Below are 18,091 nucleotides of genomic sequence, written 5' to 3'. Positions count from 1 at the left end.
TCATCCGACCGGTTCCGGCAGCGGGTCGGCGGTCGGGGCGGCCGGGCGAACGGCTTTGCGCTCCAACACATCCGCCCACCCGACGGTCACGATCATGGCCACCCCCAGCGCGGCGCCGAGCCACGCCACCGCCGGGTACCCCAGTCCCGCCCCGAGGGCGAGCCCGCCGATCCACGGTCCGACGGTGATGCCGACGTTGAAGGCCGAGAAGTTGGTGGCCGCGGCCAGGGTCGGCGCCGACGCGGCCACGCCGAACACCCGGGTGTTCAGTGCCGGGTTGGTGGCGAAGCCGAACGCGCCGAGCAGGAACGCCAGCGCGACGACGACCGCGGCGTGGTCGAGCGCGAGCGCCAGCGCCGCCGCGGTGGCGGTCATGCCCGCACCGCCCACGTACAGGGTGGCGAAGGGGTGGGCATCGGCGGTGCGGCCGCCGAGGGTGATCCCGAGCAGCCCGCCCACGCCGTAGAGCGCGAGCACCGCGGGCACCCAGTTCGCCGGCAGGCCGGTGTGATCGGTCAGCGCCGCGCCGAGGTAGCCGAACACGGCGAACACCGATCCGGTGGACAGCGCGGTCGAGCCGTAGGCCAGCCACAGCCGCGGCTGCGCCATCGTCCGCAGCTCCCGGCGCAGCCGCGGTTCGGCGGCGGGCCGCGCCGACGGCACCACCGCGAGGACGCCGATCGCGGCCGCGGCCGAGAGGGCGGCCACCGCCCAGAACGCCGCCCGCCAGCCGAGCTGCTGGCCGATCACGGTGCCGGCGGGCAGCCCGACGATGGTGGCGACGGTGAGCCCGCCCGCCACGATGCTCATGGCCCGCCCGCGCGCGGCGGCGGGCACCAGGTCCACGACGGTGGCGGCCGAGAGTGCCCAGAAGCCCGCGTAGACGAACGCGGCCACCACGCGGGTGCCGAACAGCACCGCGTAGTCGGCGGTGAGCGCGCCGACGACGTGGGCGGCCACGAAGATCGCGAGGAAGGCGAGCAGGGTGTCGCGGCGCGGCAGCCGCAGTGTGGCGACCGCGAGCACCGGTGCGCCGACGAGCATGCCGAGCGCGAACGCCGAGATGAGCAGGCCCGCCCGCGGAATGCTGATGGCGAGATCGGCGGACACCTCGGTGAGCAGCCCGGCGAGCAGGAGTTCGGAGGTGCCCTGGGCGAAGATGGCCAGGCCGAGGACGTAGACGGCGGGTGGCATGTGACTCCTCGTTTTGGGTTGATCAGTACAAAACGCTGGCAGGGGTGGACCCCCGCCGTATGGTCCGGTCGGTGCGAGGTCAGAGGCAGCGCAGCGCGGTGTCGGCGATGGCGGCGAGTGTCGCCCGATCGGCGCCGCCCCGGGCGGCGACGCGCAGTCCGCCGATGGTGGCGACGACGAAATGGGCCAGGGCGCGCGCATCGCGCCCGGCCTCGATCTCACCGTCGCGCTGCGCCCGCTCGATGGTGGCGACGAGGGCGTCGAGTCGCCTGGTCTCGTCCGCCCGCAGGGTGGCGGCGATCTCGGCATCCCGCGGGGCGAGTTCGACGAGCGAGTTCACCACCAGACAGCCCGCGGGATCGTCCGCGGGCGGGTCGGCGGCGCGGCGCACCAGGGTGTGCAGCTTCTCCCTGGCCGAGCCCGGTTCCGCCAGCAGTGCGAACAGATCGGCGTTCTTGACCGCCATGTAGCGGCGCAGCGCCCGGTCGAACAGCTCGCGCTTGCCGACGAAGGTGTTGTAGATGCTGCTGCGGCCCAATCCCGTTGCCGCGCAGAGATCCTGGGTGGAGGTGGCTTCGTAGCCCGCGGTCCAGAACGCGCGCATCGCCGCGTCGACCGCGCGGTCCTCGTCGAACTGTCTCGGTCGCGCCATGGGCACGAGGATACCATGTTTTGAACTGTTCGATCCAATACGCGGTGATCGAATACCGGGTGATCGAATGCGGGGTGATCCAACGCGGCGTCGTAGGCGACTGTTAAGCGCGCGCCAAGCCCGCCCACGCATGCTTGCCGCGTTCGACACACCCTTCCCACTCATGGAGTTCGACGATGACCACGCTCCCGCGCCCCCTTCGCACCGCCTTCACCGCTGTCGCCGCCGCCGCGCTCATCGGCCTCGCCGGGGCCGGCGCCGCGCACGCGGGCGTCTACACCCAGCTGCACTTCCCGCCCGGCACCAGCAGCACCGGCGTCGGCGGCGCGATCGTGCGCGGCGAGGTGGACACCTACATCATCGAGGCCAGGGCCGGGCAGCTGTTCAGCGCCGCCGTCGGTTCCGTCGAGGACAACGCCACCTACAGCCTGATCGCCCCGGACGGCACCTTCCTGGTCCTGGACGCGCTCTACGACGAGGTCGTGCTGCCCGAGGACGGCAACTACGTGCTCGACATCGCGCCCACCCGTGGCAACACCGAGTACTGGCTGCAGGTCTCGATCGTCTGATCGGGACGGGTCCGGCGATGCCGCCGCTCGCGGTCAGGGAGCGGCGGCGACGCCGAGGGTGAGCGCGGTGAGGAATTTCGGTCCCTCGCCGTAACAGGTCTCCAACTCCTGGATCCGCAGGCCGCTGTCGCGCACCAGGGCGGCGATGTCGCGGTCCAGGTGGCAGCCACCCGCGATGGTCTTCTGCACCGGATTCAGCCGGTGCTGCCAGACCCGCACCGCCGGATCGGGTGCCAGCCCGTGCTCCACGAAATGCAGCGTGCCGCCGGGCACCAGCACCCGCCGCAGCTCGGCCAGTGCACCGGCGACGTCGGGGATCGTGCACATCGTCCAGGTGGACAGCGCCGAGTCGAAGCTGTTGTCCGGGAACGGCAGCGCGCTGCCGTCCAAACCCGCCCGTTCGATCGGCACGCGGGCCCGCGCCACCCGCGGCGCCGCCAATCGCCAGCCCAGATCCGCCGGTTCGACCGCCGTCACCGAGGCCACGGTGTCCGGGTAGAACGGCACGTTCAGACCCGATCCGAAGCCGATCTCCACCACCCGGCCCCGCAGCCCCGCGCACACCCGCGCCCGGTACGGCTCGTTGACCCGCATTCCGCAGGCGCAATTCACCATTCGCGGCACCACGTGGTCTCCGTACCAGCCCATGGGCCCACTCTGGCAGGTCGCCGCGACGCCCGCCAGCCCCCGGCGCACGGGATCGTCGCCGCGGATGAAGCGGCCGCCCGCGCGTGGGATGCTGGCGCGGTGACTGTGTTCGAGGTGTGGGCGCCGCTGCCGAGAACGGTGCGGGTGGAGGTCGACGGGGTCGGGCACGCGATGACGCGGTCGCCGGACGGGTGGTGGCGGGCCGAGGTGGCGGCGGGGGAGGGCGCCCGCTACGGCTTTCTGCTCGACGACGATCCCACGGTGCTGCCCGACCCGCGCTCGCCCCGGCAGCCCGACGGTGTGCACGGCCGCTCGGCGGTGCACGCACTGGATCCGGCCGCCTGGACCGACGCGGACTGGACGGGCCGTCCGCTGGCCGGTGCGGTGTTCTACGAGCTGCACATCGGCACCTTCACCCCGCAGGGCACCTTCGACGCGGCGATCGATCGGCTGGACCATCTGGTCGACCTCGGCGTCACTGTCGTGGAGATCATGCCCGTGAACGCCTTCGACGGCACCCACAACTGGGGCTACGACGGGGTGCTCTGGTACGCGGTGCACGAGGGCTACGGCGGGCCCGACGGCCTGCAGCGGTTCGTGAACGCCTGCCACGCCCGCGGCCTGGCGGTGTGCCTGGACGTGGTCTACAACCACCTCGGTCCGTCGGGCAACTACCTGCCCCGCTTCGGCCCGTACCTCGCCTCCGGCCGCAACACCTGGGGGCAGAGCCTCAACCTGGACGGCGCGGGCTCGGACCACGTGCGCCGCTACATCCTCGACAACGCGCTGCGCTGGCTGCGCGACTTCCACATCGACGCGCTGCGGCTGGACGCGGTGCACGCCCTGGTCGACCGCACCGCCACCCATCTGCTGGCCGAGCTGGCCGCCGAGACCGAGCGGCTCTCGGCGCACGTGCGCAGACCACTGTCGCTGATCGCCGAGAGCGACCTGAACGACCCGCGCCTGATCACGCCGCGCGCCGCAGGCGGCTACGGCCTGACCGGCCAGTGGAACGACGACCTGCACCACGCCGTGCACACCGCGGTCTCCGGCGAACGCCAGGGCTACTACGCGGATTTCGGCACCCTTGCCTGTCTGGCCGAAACGCTGACCAGCGGCTTCTTCCACGCCGGAACCTATTCCAGCTTCCGCGGCCGCACCCATGGCCGGCCCCTCGACCGGGACCTGATCCCGGGCTTCCGCCTGCTCGGCTACACCTGCACACACGACCAGATCGGCAACCGCGCCCTCGGCGACCGGCCCGGCGCCTACCTCACCGACGGCCAGCTGGCGGTCAAGGCGGCCCTGGTGCTCTGTTCGCCGTTCACGCCGATGCTGTTCATGGGCGAGGAATGGGGCGCACGCACGCCCTTCCAGTTCTTCACCTCGCACACCGACCCGCAGATCGGCGCCGCGACCGCCGCCGGACGCAAGGCCGAGTTCGCCGAGCACGGCTGGACCGCCGAGGAGGTGCCCGATCCGCAGGATCCGGCAACCTTCGAACGCTCCGGACTGGACTGGTCCGACCTCGACGACCCGGATCGGGCGCGCCTGCTGGCCTGCTATCGCGCGCTGCTGGCGCTGCGTCGCCGCCGCCCCGAACTCACCGATCCGTCGTTGCGGCACGTCGGCGTCGACTACGACGAGCAGGCCCGCTGGCTCGTGCTGCATCGCGGCAGTCTGCACCTGGTGTGCAACCTGTCCGAGGACCCGGTGACCGTGCCGGTGACCGGCCGCAGCCTGCTGTACTGGGAGCCGCCGACGCTGGGCCCCACCGCCACCACCGTCCCGGCGCACTCGTTCACCCTGCTCGAGGACCGTCCGGTGGGGGAACGGTAACAACTGGTCCACTGTCCGGAAACGGTCGTTGCCGTGACCGAACGACACGATTACCGTGGAGCGATGAGCAACGACGCTTCGGTGCACGGCAGCGCGCCCCCGGAATTCGGGCAGCTCGTGCGCGTTTTCGGCCGCACATTCGGCCGCCGCCCCGGTGCGGGCGCGGCATTGGCCATTCACGTGCACGGCGAGCCGCTGGTCGACATCTGGACCGGCGAGGCCGGCACCGAGGCGTGGACCCGCGAGCACGGGACCCTCATCTTCTCCGCGACCAAGGGGGTCGCCGCCACCGCGATGCACCGGCTCGCCGACCGCGGCCTGCTCGACTACAACGCGCCGGTGGCCGAGTACTGGCCGGAGTTCGCCGCCAACGGCAAATCCCGCATCACCGTGCGGCAGGTGATGACCCACAGCGCCGGCCTGTCGGCGCTGTCACCGCTGGTGGAGGGCTTCGCCGACGTCCTCGATCACGAGCTGATGGAGGAGCGGCTGGCCGCGGCCAAGCCGGACCGGCTGCTCGGCGTGCCCACCTATCACGCGCTCACCTACGGCTGGCTGCTCGCGGGCCTGGCGCGGCGGATCACCGGCAAGAGCATGTCCGAGCTGCTGCGCACCGAAGTGTCCGAGCCGCTGGGTATCGACGGCCCGCACCTCGGGCATCCGCCCGCCGAGGCGACCACCCGATACGCCCCACTGGCGGGCAACCAGCTCGGCTTGCTCGGCACCCCGCTCGGCAACGCGGTGATGGGCCGTGGGCATCTGCTGCCCGGCCCGCTCGGCGCGGCCGTGCGCTGCCTGTTCCTGCCCGGCGTGCACACCATCCTGGAGGGCGAGCACCCGCCGATCCTGCGCACCGAACTGGCCGCGGGCAACGGCGTCGCCACCGCCTCGGCCCTTGCCAGGGTGTACGACGTGCTGGCCTGCGGCGGCGTGGTGGACGGCAAGCGCTACCTGTCGGCGGCGACCATGCGCGAGATCGCCAAGGTGCGCACCTACCGTCTCGACCACGCGCTGTTCTACCTGCCGATGATGTGGCACCTGGGCTACCACTCGCTGCCGATGCCCGGCGCCCGGTCCGGCCTCGGCCACATCGGTCTCGGCGGGTCCTTCGGCTGGGCGGACCCGAGGCTGGGCCTGTCGGTCGGGTTCGTGCACAACCGGCTGTCGGCCAGCCAGCTCGGGCCCGACCAGCTCATCGCCGTGTGGTTGCTGCCGCTGATCCTCACCGGCCTGCGTGGCGTGCGGCGCGGTACCGCACCGCAGCTGCGCCGGGCGGCGTGACCGGCGGCGCAGCGTCGGCGGATCAGGTCAGGTAGCGGTAGGCGGGCGAGCCCGGCTCCAGCCGTTCGCATTGGATGGGCGAGGCCGCGATGCGTTCGAGCAGCGCGTCCAGCCCGTCGGCCGCGCCGAGTTCGATGCCGACCAGCGCCGCCCCGGTCTCCCGGTTGTTGCGCTTGACGTACTCGAACAGGGTGATGTCGTCGTCCGGACCGAGCACCTCGTCCAGGAACCGGCGCAGCGCGCCCGGCTCCTGCGGGAAATCGACCAGGAAGTAGTGCTTGAGACCCTGGTGCACCAGGGAGCGCTCGATGATCTCGCCGTAGCGGGAGACGTCGTTGTTGCCGCCGGAGATCAGGCACACCACCGTCGAACCGGGTTCGACGTCGACCTCGGCCAGGGCGGCCACCGCCAGCGCGCCCGCAGGCTCGGCGATGATGCCCTCGTTCTGGTAGAGCTCGAGCATCGTCGTGCAGATGGCGCCCTCGTCGACCTGGAGCAACCGGAACGCGCCGTGTCCCTGCGGTGAGTCGACGGCGGTGAGCAGCGGTAGCGAGGCGTGCGTGACGACCCGGCCGCCGAAGCCGACCGCCGCGGCGTAGGGCAGCGCGCCGACGCGGCGCACCGCCGCGCCGTCGACGAAGGGATCGATCTCGGGCAGGGTCACCGGCCCGCCCGCGATCAGCGCCGCCGTCATGGAGGCCGCCCCGGCGGGCTCGGCCGCCAGGATGCCGGTGGCGGGGGAGCGGTCGCGCAGGTAGGTGCCGATACCGGCCAGGCAGCCGCCGCCGCCCACCGGCACCACGACCAGATCGGGCGCCGCGCCGAGCTGTTCGAGGATCTCCACCGCGATGGTGCCCTGACCGGCGGCGGTGCGCGGGTCGTCGAAGGGAGCGACCATCGTCGCGCCGGTGCGTTCCACGTCGGCGGCCGCGGCGGCCGCGGCGGCGTCGTAGGTGTCGCCGACGGCGATCAGCTCCACGAACTCCCCGCCGTGTACCCGGATCCGGTCGCGCTTCTGCTTCGGCGTCGTGGTCGGCACGTAGATGCGTCCCTGGATGCCCATCGCCTGGCAGGCGAACGCCACGCCCTGGGCGTGATTGCCGGCACTGGCCGCGACCACGCCCGCCGCGCGCTCGCGCTCGTCGAGCTGCACGATCAGGTTGTAGGCCCCGCGCAGCTTGTAGGAGCGCACGGCGGTGAGGTCCTCGCGCTTGAGGTAGACGCGGGCGCCGGTGGCGGCGGACAGGCGGGGGCTGAGCTGGAGGGGGGTGGGCTCGATGATGTCGGAAATTCGCTTGGCCGCGGCGTCGATCTCGTCGGCGTTGAGCGCGCGACGAGACGGGGACAGGTCATCGATCAGTTCCAGCGGATTGGCCACCTCGTCAATGCTGCCACCCGCCGCGCCGGTCGGCTGCGGCGGGTGGCAGGGCAACGGCCGTGGTCAGCGGGGCGTGAGGACGAAAACGGGGATCTCGCGGGTGGTCTTGGTCTGGTACTCGGCGTAGTCGGGCCAGACCTCGACGGCTCGTTCCCACCACACCCGCTTCTCCTCGCCGGTCACCTCGCGGGCGGTGTAGTCACCGACTTCGGTGCCGTCGCGCAGTTCGACGTGCGGTTCGGCCTTGATGTTGTGGTACCAGACCGGGTGCTTGGGGGCGCCGCCGAGCGAGGCGACCACCGCGTACTCGCCGTTGTGCTCGACACGCATGAGCGGCGTCTTGCGCAGCTTGCCGGTCTTGGCGCCCTTGGTGGTGAGCACGACGACCGGCTTGCCCTGCAGGGTCGTGCCTTCGGTACCGCCGGAATTCTCGTAGGTCTCCACCTGCTTGCGGGCCCAGTCGGACGGGCTGGGTTCGTATTCTCCGGTGAGTGGCATACGAGCACCAACGATCCGCGACCCCGACGTGTTCCCCGCCACATGAGTTCGGTGGCCCGAACTTTGTTCCGCGCGTATCCTGAACACATGGCTACGGTTCACCATCCCACCGTCGACCTCGCGGGCTCCGCGTGGCCGGTGTACAAGCTCGAGGCGCTGGCCGCCGCGCTGGTGACCGCACTGCTGCTCGGCGTGCTCACCGGCTCGGCCCAGGTGGCGGTGCTGGCCGCCGCCGTCGCGGCAGCGGTACGGGTGGCCTTCGCCTCGACCGCGGCCCGTCGGCTCACCGATCGCCGAGCGGTGCGCCATCCCTCACTCCAGGGGTAGCTCGGCCAGTTCCGCGCGCGACACCACACCCAGCTTGGGATACGCCTTGTACAGGTGATGCCCGACGGTGCGCGGGCTGAGGAACAGCTGCGCGGCGATATCGCGATTGGACAGGCCCTGCGCCGCGAGCCGTACGATCTGTAGTTCCTGCGGGGTCAGGGTGGCCAGCGGCCCGCCGGCCGGCCGCGGCGTCGTGGCCGCGCCGAGCGCGCGGAGTTCGACTTCGGCCCGATCGGCCCACGGACGCGCGCCCAGCCGCTCGAAGATCTCGTGCGCGACCCGCAGCTGGGCGCGCGCGTCGCTCTTGCGCCGCCCGCGCCGCAACCATTCCCCGTACACCAATCGGGTACGGGCCTCCTCGAACGGACGCGGCCGCGCGGCCAGCGCGGCGGTGAAGCCGTCCTCGGCCGCCGCGCCCTCGGCGAGCAGCGCCCCTGCGCGGGCGGCCAGGGACCGTACCCACGGCTGTCCGCAACTGTCGGCCCAGGCGGCGAGCCGGTCCTGTGCCCGCGCGGCCAGGTCGTGGTCGCCCAGCCGGACCGCGGCCTCGACGAGATCCGGGAGCGAGCGCAGCCCGACGACCTGGTGCCTGGCCGGTTCCTCGGTGAGCGCGGTGAACCGGCCGACCGCCTCCTCCACCTGACCGAGCCCGAGCGCCAGCAGGCCGAGCGCCGCCTGGCACCAGGTGGCGCCGGGCGCCTGCGCGCCGCCGAGCTCCTCGGCCAGCGCGCGGTCCACGGCCGCCCGGCAGTCCTCGGCGGCGCCGCCCAGCGCGGCCAGGTAGGCCAGGAAGGCGTCGAGCTGGCTCACCCAGTGCCCCTGCCCGATGTCGGCGGCGATGCGGGCGCCCTCGCTCGCGATCACCAGGCCCTCCCGGGGACGGCCGAGAAAGGTCTCGGCTTCGGCCCGGAAGAACAGCAGCGGCGGCAGCAACCCGATGCGGCCCTGCTCGCGGCACCGGGCGACGAGGTCGGCCGCCAGCTCGCCGACCTGCTCGTCCTGCCCGACCACGAGCCCCGTGCCGCACAGCTGGACCAGCTCGCGCGGGGTCGCCGCGGTGTCGATCCCGGCGGCCTCGGCGACGTCCCGCAGCTCCGCGCCCGCCCGGGCATGCAGGCCGCCGAGCAGATAGGCCACGATCGGCGCGCTGGGATCGTCGGCGGGCAGCCGGAGCGCCGCCAGCCGGTCGGAGACCTGCGCCAGTTCGGTGTCCCCGAGGTACCAGGCCGCGTGCACGGCCTGGGTGAGGATGCGCGCGGCGGCGCGGGGATGCCCGGCGGCGACGCTGTCCGCGGCGGCCAGCAGCCGGTGGTGGGCGGCGAGGTGCTTACCGGTCCCGAACTCGGCGGTGCCGCGCACCAACTCCAGGCGGGCGCTCAGCAGCGGGTCGGTGGTCTGCGCGGCCGCACGGGCCGCGAGATCGCCGGAGCGGTCGAAAAGCCCTGCCTCGGCCGCGGTTTCGGCCGCGAGGACCAGCCTGCGCACCCGCGCGGCCGGGTCCTGGCTGAGTGCGGCCGCCCGTTCGTAGGCGGCGACCGAACCGTGGTGGCCGCTGCGCCTGCGCGCCCGCTCGGCGGTCTCCTCCAGCGCCGCGGCGGCCTCCTCGTCGGGGCCGGTGGCCGCGCCGGCCAGCTGCCAGGCCCGCAGGTCGGCCTGCTCCGGGCCGGTCAGCGTGTCGGCCAGGGCACGGTGCGCGGCGAGCCGGGCACTCAGCGGCGCGCCGTTGTAGATCGCCGAGCGCAGCAGCGGATGCCGCAGTCGCAGTTCCGCGCCGTCGGTGCCCAGCAGTCCGAGTTCCTCGGCGGGGCGCAGATCGCCGGCGTGCGCACCGAGGCGTTCGGCGGCGGCCAGCACCGGCCCGAGGGCGGTGGTGCCCGCGGCCGCCGCGACCAACAGCAGTGTCCTGGTGTCCGCGGGCAGCCTGCTGACCTGCCCGTGGAAGGCGACGTGCAGGCGCTGGGTCAACGGCAGCGGACTCGGCCCGTCGTGCACCGCCTCGGTGGCCAGCACCGCGGGTAGTTCGCGCAGTGCCAGGGGATTGCCCGCCGACTCGGCCAGCAGCCGCATCCGCGCGTCCGGGGCGAGCCCGGCCACCTGGTCGTCCACCAGCGCCGCGGCCGCCTCCGGCCGCAGCGGCGGTACCACCAGCTCGGGCAGGCCGGGTGCGGGGAAGTCGTCCGGACCGGAGCGGGTGGCGAAGATGATCGCCACCCCTTCGGCGTCGAGCCGCCGCGCCGCGAACAGCAGCGTCTCGGCGGTCGCGCGGTCGAGCCAGTGCGCGTCGTCGATCAGGCACAGCAGCGGCTGCTCGGCCGCCTCCTCGGCCAGCAGCGAGAGCACCGCCAGCCCGATGAGCATCCGGTCGCCCGGCACGGCGTCACCGAGACCGAACGCACCGCGCAGCGCCGCCCGTTGCCGCTCGGGCAGCCCGTCGACCAGTGCCATGCCCGGCCGCACCAGCAGGTGCAGGCCCGCGAACGGCAGCTCGGCCTCCGATTCCACGCCCGCGCTGCGCACCGTCGGAAGTCCTTGCGCCGCCGCGTAATCCAGCAACGCGGTCTTGCCGATACCCGGCTCGCCCCGCAGGACCAGTGCGCCGCTGCGCCCGGCCCGCGCGTCGGCGAGCAGCCGATCGATGCGGGCCTGCTCGGCCTGACGTCCGTACAGCATTCGTTCACCGTAGCCGGTACCGCCTGACCGATACCGGCCTCCGGGCCGACCCGTACCGGGTCGAAAAGTACTTATGCGCGACTGATTCGGCGACCCACGCCCCGGCCATACCGTTCTTCCCATCACCACCGCACCGAAGGAGAACATCATGAACGAGCTGGTCGCGCAGTACCTGGAGATCTGGAACACCACCGACGCGGCGGCCCGCCGGGCGGCCATCGCGCGGGTCTTCACCGACGAGCCCCGCTACGTCGACCCGCTGATGGCCGTCACCGGCCGCGACGCCCTCGACGCCGGCATCGCCGCGGTGCAGGCCCAGTTCCCCGACCTGGTGTTCCGCCTGGCCGGACCGGTCGACGGCCATCACGACCAGGTGCGCTTCACCTGGGAGCTGGGCCCGGCCGACGGTCCGGCGCTGGTCGTCGGTTTCGACGTCGCGGTGCTCGAGCAGGGCCGCATCGCCGACGTCTACGGCTTCCTCGACAAGGTTCCCGCCGCCGCCTGACCGCCCATTCCCCCGAAGGAGACGATTCGCCATGACCGCACTCACCCCCACCGGACGGTTCTCGGCACTGCTCGCCCCCGGCGACCGCCTGCTGCGGCTGTCGCTGCGCACCGACGCCCTGGTCACCGGCGTCAACGGACTCGCCTACCTGGCCCTGTCGGGGCCCCTCGAGTCACTGCTCGGCCTGGACCGCACCGTCGCCCTCGGCATCGGCGTGTTCCTGACCGTCTACGCGATCGGTGTCGCGCTGGTCGGGCTACCGGCCCGGATCAGCCAGGCCGCCGCGGGCGTCGTCGTCGCGGTCAACCTCGCGTGGGTCCTCGCCGGCCTCGCCGCGGCGATCACCGGGGTTCTCGACCTCACCGCGATCGGCACCGTGTGGGCGGTGCTGCAGGCCGTGACCGTCGGCGGCTTCGCCGCCCTGCAGTACCTGGGCCTGCGCAAGGCGCGCTGATCGTCGCGCCGCCCCGGCGACCCGGCTCGCACCCTCGGTGCCCGCCGGGTCGCCGGCGTGCGTACCGGCGGCGCCCGGCCGCCGCCGCGCTCGGGGTCGAGGGGGTTCACGCAGGTAGGAGCCGGTCGGCGGCGCGCACCCGGCGGCGGCGCGGCACGCCGGAACGAGTAGTCCGATACGCGCGTGCCACACCCCGTCGGGCGGGAGACTACAACCATGAAACGCCTGGTGGTGTGCTGCGACGGCACCTGGAAGGCCGAGAACAGCAGCACCGTGTCGAACATCGTGAAAATCGCGCAGACCGTGCGCATGGAGGCTCCGGGCCCCGACGGCTCGCCCATCCGGCAGCAGGTCATCTACGTCTCCGGGCCCGGCGCCCGAGGCTTCACCGCAGACCGCCTCATCGGCGGCGCCTTCGGGCTCGGCCTGGAGGCCAACCTTTCCGCCGCCTACTGGCAGCTGGCCGTCAACTGGGAACCCGGCGACGAGATCTTCGTCTTCGGCTTCAGCCGCGGCGCCTACACCGCCCGCAGCCTGGTCGGCCTGATCGACCGCATCGGGATCATGCGCCCGGACTCGATGATCGGCGGCCACTACCCGACGGCACTGGCGATGTACCGCAGGCTGGGCGGCTCGCGGTTGTCGAACTGGGGCCCGCCCCCGACCGAGGACGACTGGGCGGCCTTCCGCGCCGAGCACAGTCGCATGGTCCCGGTGGACTTCCTCGGTGTCTTCGACACCGTCGGCGCGCTCGGCGTTCCGGGGATCACGTCGTGGCGGCACAGCTTCCACAACGTCAACCTCTCCGAGCGGGTGCTGTGCGCGCGGCAGGCGCTGGCCGTCGACGAACGCCGGCGCAATTTCGAGCCCTGCCTGTGGACGGTGCCGGTGGCGCTGAACATCAAGTACCGCAGGATCAAACACCGGGCCGGGCGCGAGCGGGTCAAGCAGGTCTGGTTCCGCGGCGTGCACAGCGACATCGGCGGCGGATACGAGGAGTGCGGGCTCTCCGATGCCACGTTCCGCTGGATGGTCGCCGAGGCCGAAGCCGAGGGCCTGGCCTTCGACCGCGCGCTCGTCGAGTGCCTGGCCGGCCGCTGCGTGAACCGCCCCGAGCACGACAAGCTGCACGATTCACTCGGCCTGGGGTACCGGATCCTCAACGTGGTGCGCGCCGCGCGGTCGGTGCGGGCCCGGCACGGCCGGTTCTACTGGAACTCCTGGCGCAAACTGCACGTCGAGGGCGACCACGGCGTGCGGCTGGCCTCGACGGCGGCGGCCGACCGCGACGACCTGCCGACGAATCTGCGCCGCTGGCTCGACGAACTCGGCGGCAGCTGCCCCGAGACCTTGATCGAACCCGTGCCACCCGCCGCGGCCGGACAGCGCCCGCGGGCGGTGGCGTAGCCGCACCATCGCAGGCAGCCGGCGCCGACGCGGCAACGGAGCCGCACCGGCACCGGCAGGGGCCATATCGACGGCCGACGGTGGCCGCGCCGCTCAGCGGACCAGGAGTGCCACCGGCAGCCGGGCGAAGATCTGCTCGACCCGGGTGCGCCCCTGGAAGGTGTGCCCGGTCAGCCGGTCCGTCCACGAGCCCTGGGGCAGATCCAACGCCGTATCGCCCCAACCCGTTTCACCCAGCCCGACGCTGTGCCGGGTGACCACGACCACCACCTCCGGTGTCTCGCCGACCCGGCCGCGGGCGTAACTCACCACCCGCCCGGCCTGCTCACCGGTGGCGAACAACGGCAGATAGGCACCGCCCACGAAACACTCCGGCCGCTCGCGCCGCAGCCACAGCGCGTAGGCCACGACCCACATCTTCGCCGCCCCCGAGGTGTCCAACGCCGGTGTGCCGGTGAGCGATTGCAGCATGCCGGTGCGGGCGGGGAAGTCCACCGGGCGGCGGTTGTCCGGGTCGACCAGGGAGTCCTCCCACAGCTCACAGCCCTGGTAGACGTCGGGAATGCCCGGCCCGCACAACTGCAACAGCTTCTGCGCCAGCGAATCCGACCACGCGTGCGGGGCGAGATCGTGGACGAGGTCGCCGAGTTCGGCGCCGACCGGGCCGTCCACCACCGCGTCCAGCCAACCGTGCACGGCCGCCTCGAACTCGCCGTCCGGCTCCTCCCAGGACGTGCGCAGCCCGGCCTCGCGCATCGCCTTCTCCGCGTACCGGTGCAGCCGCTCGCGCAGGCCGGGCACCGACGAGGCGGGACGGCCGTCGGCGGGCCACACGCCGAACATGTTCTGCAACAGGAACAGTGCGGTCGCCCCGTCCGGCGGCGGCGTCTTCTCCAGCCACGACTCCACCGACCGCGCCCATACGCTCGCCACCTGGGAGAGCACTCCGATGCGTGCCCGGACGTCCTCGCCGCGCTTGGTGTCGTGGGTCGACAGGGTGGTCATCGTCGCGGGCCAGCGCTGGGCCCGTTCGATGTTGGCGAGGTGGAACTCGTTGACCGAGTGCCCGAACCGGGCCGGGTTGCCGCCCACCTCCTGCAGCGAGACCAGCCGCACCGCGCGGTAGAACATGGTGTCCTCCACGGCTTTCGCGGTCATCGCCCCGCACACCTGCTCGAACCGCATGGCGGCCTCCCCGCCCACGGCCAAGGCGGCGACCAGCACGTTCAGCGGTGCGGTCAGCTCGCTGTTGCGCCGCTCCACCTCCGCGATCACCGCTCCGGTCATCCCGGCCAGCGGCGCGTAGTCGGCGCGGTAGACCGGCATGAACGCCAGCACCTCGATGGTGGCGTTGGTCAGCGCGAGGGTGTCGAACGATTCGGCGGCCGCGTCGCGCTTGATCGCGGCCACCAACCGCCGCAGCTCCGGCGCGAGAATGCTCTCGGCGACAGCGCGTTTGATGCGGTGCTCGGTCTCGCCGATCCAGGCCCGGTCGCTGCCGTGCCCGGCCACCCGGCGCGAGAGTTCGGTGAGCGCGTGCTCCCCGTCGGGATCGATGAGCACCCCGCCGACTCCGGCCAGCGCGTCGTAGCCGGTGGTGCCGTCGATCGGCAGGGTGGGGTCCAGCGGCTCCCGGTTGGCCAGGATCTTCTCCACCAGCAGCAGCCGGTGCGGGCCGATCAGCTGCCGCAGCCGAGTGAGGTACGCGGCGGGATAGGACAGCCCGTCCGGATGGTCGACGCGCACGCCGTCGATGAGGTCGTGCTCGCACCAGGCGGCCAGCTCCCGGTGGGTCAGCTCGAAGACCTCCGGATCCTCCTGTCGCAGCGCCGCCAGCGTGCTCACCGCGAAGAACCGCCGGTAGGTGCACACGCCGGCCTTCCAGCTGACCAGCCGGTAGTGCTGCTTGTCGTGGATGCGCAGCGCGTTGTCGCCGTCGGTGCCCGGCGCGATCGGGAAGCGCAGGTCGTGCAACGCCAGCATCGGTTCGGGACCGGAGCGGTCCACGGTCAGCGCGGCCGGGTCGTTCTCGTTGGCCAGCACCGGCAGCGCCAGCCTGCCGCCGGCGCCGTTGCCGGGGCTCCAATCGATGTCGAAGAACCGGGCGTAGCGGGAGTCGCGGCCGTTCCGCAGCACGTCCCACCACCAGGGATTCTGCCGCGGGTCGGCGACGCCGACATGGTTGGGCACCAGGTCCACGATCAACCCCATGCCGCGGGTGCGGACCTCGTCGGCGAGCGCTTTCAGCCCGAGCGGCCCGCCCAGCGCCGCGGACACGGTGGTCGGATCGGTGACGTCGTAGCCGTGCGTCGACCCGTGCGTGGCGGTGAGGATCGGCGACAGGTACAGGTGCGAGATGCCCAGCTGCTGGAGGTATTCCGCGATGGCGCGGGCATCGGCGAAGGTCAAGGCGTCCGGGCGCAGCTGCAGCCGGTAGGTGCTGCGGACCGGTGTCTGCCGGGTCACGGCGCGGCCGCGGACGATCGGGTCGGTGTGGTGCAAGGGGTCGGGTGCGGTCATCGTCTCGGTCACTCGGGGCAGCGGAGCACGAGCAGGCAGCGGGCGGGCACGGTCACGGTCGCGGCGGCGTCGTACTGCGCCTCGGCCCGGCCGTCGGGCGCCGAGCAGTCCAGCGCCACCAGCCACGGCCCGCCGTAGCCGGGGCCGGGTAGGACGAAGTCCATGGGGTCGTGGTGGGCGTTGAAGCACAGCAGGAACGAGTCGTCGGTGATACGTTCGCCGCGCGGTCCCGGCTCGGGAATGCCCTGACCGTTGAGGTAGACCGCCAGCGACTTGCCGAAGCCGCTGTCCCAGTCGGCCGGGGTCATCTCCTCGCCGCCGGGGGTGAGCCAGGCGATGTCGCGGGCGGCCCCGGCGGAGCGGATCGGCCTGCCCGCCAGGAAGCGCCTGCGCCGGAACACCGGGTGCTCGGTGCGCAGCCCGATCACCCTGCGGGTGAACTCCAGCAGGTCGGCGTTGGTCTCGGCCAGCGACCAGTCCATCCACGACAGCGGCGAGTCCTGGCAGTAGACGTTGTTGTTGCCCTGCTGGGTGCGGCCCATCTCGTCGCCGTGCGCCAGCATCGGCGTGCCCTGGCTCAGGATCAGGGTGGCCAGCAGGTTCCGGGACTGCTTGGCGCGCAACGCCAGGATCTCCGGATCGTCGGTGGGGCCTTCCACACCGCAGTTCCACGACCGGTTGTGGCTCTCGCCGTCGCGGTTGTCCTCGCCGTTGGCCTCGTTGTGTTTCTCGTTGTAGGACACCAGGTCCCGCAACGTGAAACCGTCATGGGCGGTGATGAAGTTGATGCTGGCGCTCGGCCGCCGCCCGGTCGCCTCGTACAGGTCCGAGGAGCCGGTCAACCGGGAGGCGAACTCGCCCAGCGTCGCGGGCTCGCCGCGCCAGTAGTCGCGGACGGTGTCGCGGTACTTGCCGTTCCACTCGGTCCACAGGCCGGGGAAGTTGCCGACCTGGTAGCCGCCCTCGCCGACGTCCCAGGGCTCGGCGATCAGCTTCACCTGGCTCACCACCGGATCCTGCTGCACCAGGTCGAAGAACGTCGAGAGCCGGTCCACGTCGTGCAGTTCCCTGGCCAGGGTGGCGGCCAGGTCGAACCGGAAGCCGTCGACGTGCATGTCCAGGATCCAGTACCGCAGCGAATCCATGATCAGCTGCAGGGTGTGCGGGTGCCGGACGTTGAGGCTGTTGCCGGTGCCGGTGTAGTCCATGTACTTCGACGGATCGTCCTCGACCAGCCGGTAGTAGGCCGCGTTGTCGATGCCGCGGAAGGCGATGGTCGGGCCGAGGTGGTTGCCCTCGGCGGTGTGGTTGTACACCACGTCGAGGATCACCTCGATGCCCTCGGCGTGCAGCGCGCGCACCATCGCCTTGAACTCCGTGACCGCGGCCCCACCGCGCGGGCTGGCCGCGTAACCGTTGTGCGGGGCGAGGTAGCCGAAACTGTTGTAGCCCCAGTAGTTTCGCAGACCTTGATCCAGCAGCACGCGGTCGTGCAGGAACTGGTGCACCGGCATCAGCTCGATCGCGGTGATGCCCAGGCTCTTCAGATGTTCCACCACCGCGGGGTGCGCGATGCCCGCGTAGGTGCCGCGCAATTCCTCGGGCACGTCGGGATGGGTCATCGTCATGCCCTTGACGTGGGCTTCGTAGATCACCGTCTCGTGGTAGGGCCGGTTCGGCGCGCGGTCGGCGCCCCAGTCGAAGAACGGATTGATGACCACGCCGGTCATGGTGTGCCCGAGTGAATCCAGGCCGAAGGTGTAGAGCGAGGGATCGTCGTCGAAGTCGCCGTCGAAGGCCTTGCCGTAGGGATCGAGCAGTAGTTTGCTCGGATCGCAGCGCAGTCCGCGCTCGGGATTGTAGGGGCCGTGCACCCGGAATCCGTAGCGCTGGCCGGGCCCGATGGTGGGCAGATAGGCGTGCCAGACATAGCCGTCGACCTCGTCGAGCCGCACCCGCGTCTCGGCGCCGTCGCGGTCGATCAGGCACAGGTCGACCGCCTCGGCGACCTCGGAGAACAGCGAGAAGTTCGTGCCTGCCCCGTCGTAGGTCGCGCCGAGGGGATAGGCGTTCCCCGGCCATACCCCCAGGGGCGTCACGTCGCTCGGCGAGTGGTCGGGCTGAACCATGGTGACGACAGTAGCGCCGA

At 72.2% G+C, this 18,091-nt stretch carries 15 protein-coding genes; 7 read left to right on the top strand and 8 right to left on the bottom strand.

The genetic code is table 11. The features are described from left to right. A complete protein-coding gene (locus tag AMO33_RS11310; protein ID WP_060592502.1) occupies positions 1-1,194 on the bottom strand; it encodes a Cmx/CmrA family chloramphenicol efflux MFS transporter in 1,194 nt (397 codons plus the stop codon). 79 nt (positions 1,195-1,273) lie between these two features. Further along, positions 1,274-1,846, bottom strand: coding sequence for a TetR/AcrR family transcriptional regulator (locus AMO33_RS11305; RefSeq protein ID WP_060592500.1), 573 nt, complete (start codon positions 1,844-1,846; stop codon positions 1,274-1,276). 176 nt (positions 1,847-2,022) lie between these two features. On the opposite strand from AMO33_RS11305, the gene AMO33_RS11300 reads away from it, so the two are divergent. Next, entirely contained in the window at positions 2,023-2,415 is a 393-nt protein-coding gene (locus tag AMO33_RS11300; RefSeq protein WP_060592499.1) for a hypothetical protein, read from the top strand. A 33-nt stretch (positions 2,416-2,448) separates the two neighbouring features. Here AMO33_RS11300 and AMO33_RS11295 read toward each other — a convergent pair whose 3' ends face one another. After that, complete coding sequence (locus tag AMO33_RS11295) at positions 2,449-3,063, bottom strand: class I SAM-dependent methyltransferase (protein ID WP_060592497.1); 615 nt, start codon at positions 3,061-3,063, stop codon at positions 2,449-2,451. A gap of 99 nt (positions 3,064-3,162) precedes the next feature. Between AMO33_RS11295 and treZ the strand changes: the two genes are divergently transcribed. Together treZ and AMO33_RS11285 are read left to right on the top strand one after the other, a co-directional pair. Further along, entirely contained in the window at positions 3,163-4,902 is a 1,740-nt protein-coding gene (gene treZ, locus AMO33_RS11290) for a malto-oligosyltrehalose trehalohydrolase (RefSeq protein ID WP_060592495.1), read from the top strand. A 63-nt stretch (positions 4,903-4,965) separates the two neighbouring features. Next, complete coding sequence (locus tag AMO33_RS11285) at positions 4,966-6,183, top strand: serine hydrolase domain-containing protein (RefSeq protein WP_060592494.1); 1,218 nt, start codon at positions 4,966-4,968, stop codon at positions 6,181-6,183. 22 nt (positions 6,184-6,205) lie between these two features. Here the strand turns inward: AMO33_RS11285 and ilvA are convergent, their stop codons facing one another. Then, positions 6,206-7,561, bottom strand: a complete 1,356-nt coding sequence (gene ilvA, locus AMO33_RS11280) for a threonine ammonia-lyase IlvA (RefSeq protein WP_060592493.1) — start codon at positions 7,559-7,561, stop codon at positions 6,206-6,208. A gap of 63 nt (positions 7,562-7,624) precedes the next feature. Then, positions 7,625-8,059: a nitroreductase family deazaflavin-dependent oxidoreductase gene (locus tag AMO33_RS11275; RefSeq protein WP_011208339.1), complete on the bottom strand. Its 435-nt coding sequence runs from the start codon at positions 8,057-8,059 to the stop codon at positions 7,625-7,627. 87 nt (positions 8,060-8,146) lie between these two features. Between AMO33_RS11275 and AMO33_RS11270 the strand changes: the two genes are divergently transcribed. Then, the gene (locus AMO33_RS11270) at positions 8,147-8,386 is read left to right on the top strand and encodes a hypothetical protein (protein ID WP_060592491.1); all 240 of its coding nucleotides are present in this window, start codon (positions 8,147-8,149) and stop codon (positions 8,384-8,386) included. Here AMO33_RS11270 and AMO33_RS11265 read toward each other — a convergent pair. Further along, positions 8,372-11,056, bottom strand: coding sequence for an AAA family ATPase (locus AMO33_RS11265; RefSeq protein WP_060592490.1), 2,685 nt, complete (start codon positions 11,054-11,056; stop codon positions 8,372-8,374). The two genes, AMO33_RS11270 and AMO33_RS11265, sit on opposite strands and share 15 nt — an antisense overlap. 148 nt (positions 11,057-11,204) lie before the next feature. On the opposite strand from AMO33_RS11265, the gene AMO33_RS11260 reads away from it, so the two are divergent. The 3 genes from AMO33_RS11260 to AMO33_RS11250 all read left to right on the top strand — a co-directional run bounded on the left by AMO33_RS11260 (position 11,205) and on the right by AMO33_RS11250 (position 13,422). Then, the gene (locus AMO33_RS11260; protein WP_011208342.1) at positions 11,205-11,561 is read left to right on the top strand and encodes a nuclear transport factor 2 family protein; all 357 of its coding nucleotides are present in this window, start codon (positions 11,205-11,207) and stop codon (positions 11,559-11,561) included. A gap of 31 nt (positions 11,562-11,592) precedes the next feature. Next, complete coding sequence (locus tag AMO33_RS11255) at positions 11,593-12,015, top strand: hypothetical protein (RefSeq protein WP_060592488.1); 423 nt, start codon at positions 11,593-11,595, stop codon at positions 12,013-12,015. Positions 12,016-12,231: 216 nt separating this feature from the next. After that, on the top strand, positions 12,232-13,422 hold the full coding sequence (locus tag AMO33_RS11250; protein WP_060592486.1) for a DUF2235 domain-containing protein: 1,191 nt from the start codon (positions 12,232-12,234) through the stop codon (positions 13,420-13,422). Between the two features lie 93 nt (positions 13,423-13,515). Here AMO33_RS11250 and treY read toward each other — a convergent pair whose 3' ends face one another. Both treY and glgX read right to left on the bottom strand, forming a co-directional pair. Then, positions 13,516-15,942, bottom strand: coding sequence for a malto-oligosyltrehalose synthase (treY, locus tag AMO33_RS11245; RefSeq protein WP_228791466.1), 2,427 nt, complete (start codon positions 15,940-15,942; stop codon positions 13,516-13,518). An 8-nt stretch (positions 15,943-15,950) separates the two neighbouring features. Further along, entirely contained in the window at positions 15,951-18,071 is a 2,121-nt protein-coding gene (glgX, locus tag AMO33_RS11240; protein WP_060592485.1) for a glycogen debranching protein GlgX, read from the bottom strand. Between the last annotated feature and the right edge of the window lie 20 nt (positions 18,072-18,091).

This window comes from Nocardia farcinica (assembly GCF_001182745.1).
GTDB classification, from domain to species: Bacteria; Actinomycetota; Actinomycetes; order Mycobacteriales; family Mycobacteriaceae; genus Nocardia; species Nocardia farcinica.
This window is presented reverse-complemented; position numbering and strand designations above follow the sequence as displayed.